This window comes from Aquimarina ulvae, from assembly GCF_053613295.3.
In genome coordinates, this window is sequence record NZ_JBSIBP030000031.1 from 1 (window position 1) to 3,465 (window position 3,465).

Sequence of the window (3,465 nt, forward strand, 5' to 3'; positions counted from 1 at the left end):
GGGACTTCAGAAGTAACGAATCGTTATGCGTTTTCTGGTGATTTTGAAACCTGGCTGGCGCAAAATAATGACGATGGATTCTTTCCAGATGATCCTGCGGAGGCATACGACCTGTATCAACAAGTTTATGGAAATCAACATACTGAGTATGCTGATGCAATGGATATGGGTAGAAATGAAGAAAAAGCCATGGCGCATCTTAAAGTATGGATGACGTTTTTTCGTATGACTGAAGAAGTGTTTTATGTGTTGCCAGGTTCTGCTGCCGGAGCTATGGCTCGTGGGTCTGGTAGGGTGTTTAGTTATGTGCCTAGGTATATGAATGCAGCTAAAAGAGCTATAGAAGTAAGCGAAGCATCTATCATGTCTGCTATAGAAGGGTCTACAATGAAAACTTTACAAGGTAAGGTTTCTCTACCAATGATAGAACGTTATGTGAAAATGTTACAAAAAGGAAATGTAGCACCTCCTATAAAGGTTTCAAATGGTGTAATTATAGAAGGTAATCATAGATATATTTCAGGACGATTATTTGGAAAAACACCTGGTCAAATTCCAGGAACTATGTCTAGAAGTGATGCTTTTAGAATAAAACCAATTCAACAAACAATAGTAAGCCCATTAGATTGGGGAGGTTTTTAAATATAAAATTATGAAAATATTTTGCGAAACAGATAATCACGTTGAAGTGCCTTACAGTAATCTTAAAGGAGTATCTCTAGAAGGTCTCGATTTACACCGAGCAAGGCTAGAAAATGTTGACATGTCTGGGACTAGCTTTATAAAGTCAAATCTTAGAGGGGCTTTTCTATTTCAATCAATACTTATGAGGAGTGACTTATCTTTTACTAATTTAATTGTAGCTGATTTTAGGAAAGCAAATCTTCAAGGTTCTAATTTGAAAAATAGTATCGCTATTTCTACAATTTTTATTGAAACTAATCTACAAGGCGCAAACCTGAAAGATAGTAATGTAGAAGAGGCTGACTTTTCACATGCTAATTTACAAGGTGCAAATATGATGAGTGTTGGTTTAGAAAATGCGAATTTAACAAATGCTGTTTATGATAATATGACCATATGGCCAAAAGATTTTGATCCAATAAAAGCAGGATGTGTTAAGGGTGGTTAAAATCCAGCTCTTCCGAGATTGATTAGGCCCAGCCCCAGCTCTTCGAAGATTGATTAGGCTCTGCGACAGTTTTTAACTTCGCAGCGGTAAGAGTTAGAAATAAATAAGAGTATTAAACAGTCATCTAGGTTTAGGTGGCTGTTTTTTTATTGTGCTAGTTTTTGAGTTAGATCCGCTTTAAGTACAAAAGCAGAAAGAAAGTCTTTTACAGTATCTTTTTGTTTATCAGAAAGCTTTTGTGCTTTATTAAATAGGCTTAATAAATCTTGATCATCGATAGTCGTTTGTGCTTTATTGTCACCGTGTACCAATCGATCTAATGATACTTCCAATACATCCGCCATTCTTTTAGCAACTTCTAGAGAAGGCACAGAAATACTACGTTCATATTTAGAAAGATTGGTAACGTGTACTTGTATTTTTTTTGCAAATACTTCTTGTGAAAATCCTTTTTGACTTCTTAACTCTTTAAGATTATTGCTGAAATTCTCCATAGTCCAAACACTTGTTAAAAGTACTGTATATACTCATAGTGCTATACAAAACTACAAATCATACAGCGAATAATGCTACTGTTGTGGAAAAAACATATCGAAAAGGATTAGTTAAATAAATCAAATTCGCTATGTTTGTAATCGAAAACGATTAGTAAAAACTTTTCAACAATGCTAGACACGACCAATCCGAACAACTACAGTTATGTTACCAAAGCTTTAGAAATCCACATTCTGGGCGGTATTAAGTTTACGAATCTAGAGCGTATGCGTGTGACATTGAGTGTTCAAAAACCGAAAGAACACAATGTGTTGAGACATAGTGTTGATTTATATAATGATACTACGATTGAGCGATTGGTCAGAAAAGTAGCAGAACGTATCGAGATCGGGACATCTATAGTGAGACAATCCCTCCAAAACCTGACTAGTGCCTTAGAACAATACCGTATTGATCAACTCGATCAAGCTCAACAGGAAAATCAAATACAGATAAAACAATTATCCACCAAAGAGCGTAAAGCCGCAGAGAAGTTTTTAAAGTCAAAAGACTTGTTAAGTAAAACAAATGACCTGATAGGTAAATCCGGTGTGATTGGTGAGGAAGTCAATCGATTATTAATGTTTTTGATTTTTACAAGTCGTAAGACGGCCAATCCATTACATTGTATCAGTTTAGGAAGTTCGGGAGTTGGAAAAACTCATTTACAATCTAAAGTATCAGAACTCATACCAGGTGAAGATACCATAGAAATTACGGTATTATCTGCCAATGCTTTTTACTACTTCAATAGAACAGAACTCAGAAATAAACTGATATTAATAGAAGATCTAGACGGTGCAGAATCTGTACTCTATCCGTTACGCGAATTACAATCCAAAAAGAAGATCACCAAAACCGTAGTTCATAAAGATAGAAAAGGTACTACCAAAACGATCCACTTAACCGTAGAAGGTCCTGTGTCTGTATCGGGTTGTACTACGCAAGAAAGTATTTATGAAGATAATAGCAATCGTAGTTTTTTATTATACATAGATGAATCACAAGAACAAGACAAAAAGATTATGCACTATCAGCGATTACTATCGGCAGGTAAAATAAATAAAGAAGAAGAATGTACTACTGCTAGGTTTTTACGAGATGTACAAAGAATATTACAACCTATAAAAGTGATCAATCCGTATGCAGAATATTTAGAACTGCCAGCATCTGTGTTTAAACCAAGAAGAACCAACTCACATTATTTACAATTTATAGAAGCGGTTACCTTCTACAAACAGGCACAAAGAGAAAAGAAATACGAAGAGCAAACTGGCGAAGAATATATAGAAACGACCATTGAGGATATTAAAGAAGCGAATCAACTAATCACCGAGGTATTATTACGAAAAAGTGATACAATTAGCGGAGCAGTACGAAATCATTTAGAAAGGCTTAAAGCCTATTTGAAAAAGAATAATCAAACGACTTTTACCAATGTTGAAATCCGCAGAAACCTAAGGATTAAGGAAAGTACATTGCGTAATTATCACAAGCAACTTCTTACCGAAGGTTATATCAGGCGAAGGAAGAATGCCAAAACAAAGAGTCATTGTTTTGAGGTTACTGATATAAATGAATATAAGAGGCTAACCACACAGATCGAAGACTCTTTACGACATTGTATGAATCAAATCAACTCGCAACTCGTAACTAACTCGCAAGTTTAATTTTTGCGAAATAACACACTTAACTACAGCTAGTTAATCTAGATCGCAAGAGAAACTCTAAAAAACACATACCGTATGAAAAAGTTACAACTACAAAGCGATAGTTACAGGATACTTATTGCTAATTTT

4 protein-coding genes are annotated in these 3,465 nt (G+C 35.0%); 3 read left to right on the top strand and 1 reads right to left on the bottom strand.

Features of this window, described 5'->3' with window-relative positions; translation table 11 throughout:
• Positions 1-642: hypothetical protein (locus tag ACWGOQ_RS23895; protein WP_458202888.1), on the top strand; the 642-nt coding region annotated here is incomplete at its 5' end.
• A gap of 10 nt (positions 643-652) precedes the next feature.
• Entirely contained in the window at positions 653-1,132 is a 480-nt protein-coding gene (locus tag ACWGOQ_RS23900; RefSeq protein WP_452060356.1) for a pentapeptide repeat-containing protein, read from the top strand.
• A gap of 146 nt (positions 1,133-1,278) precedes the next feature.
• Here ACWGOQ_RS23900 and ACWGOQ_RS23905 read toward each other — a convergent pair whose 3' ends face one another.
• The gene (locus tag ACWGOQ_RS23905; protein WP_452060355.1) at positions 1,279-1,626 is read right to left on the bottom strand and encodes a helix-turn-helix domain-containing protein; all 348 of its coding nucleotides are present in this window, start codon (positions 1,624-1,626) and stop codon (positions 1,279-1,281) included.
• Positions 1,627-1,797: 171 nt separating this feature from the next.
• On the opposite strand from ACWGOQ_RS23905, the gene ACWGOQ_RS23910 reads away from it, so the two are divergent.
• Positions 1,798-3,336, top strand: coding sequence for an MTBMA_p00010-related P-loop-containing protein (locus ACWGOQ_RS23910; RefSeq protein WP_452060354.1), 1,539 nt, complete (start codon positions 1,798-1,800; stop codon positions 3,334-3,336).
• Positions 3,337-3,465: the final 129 nt, after the last annotated feature.

What these genes read in the sequence shown, in the direction of transcription:
- ACWGOQ_RS23900 (WP_452060356.1), top strand. Translation starts at nt 653, where the DNA reads ATGAAAATATTTTGCGAAACAGATAATCACGTTGAAGTGCCTTACAGT.
- ACWGOQ_RS23905 (WP_452060355.1), bottom strand. Translation starts at nt 1,626, where the DNA reads ATGGAGAATTTCAGCAATAATCTTAAAGAGTTAAGAAGTCAAAAAGGA.
- ACWGOQ_RS23910 (WP_452060354.1), top strand. Translation starts at nt 1,798, where the DNA reads ATGCTAGACACGACCAATCCGAACAACTACAGTTATGTTACCAAAGCT.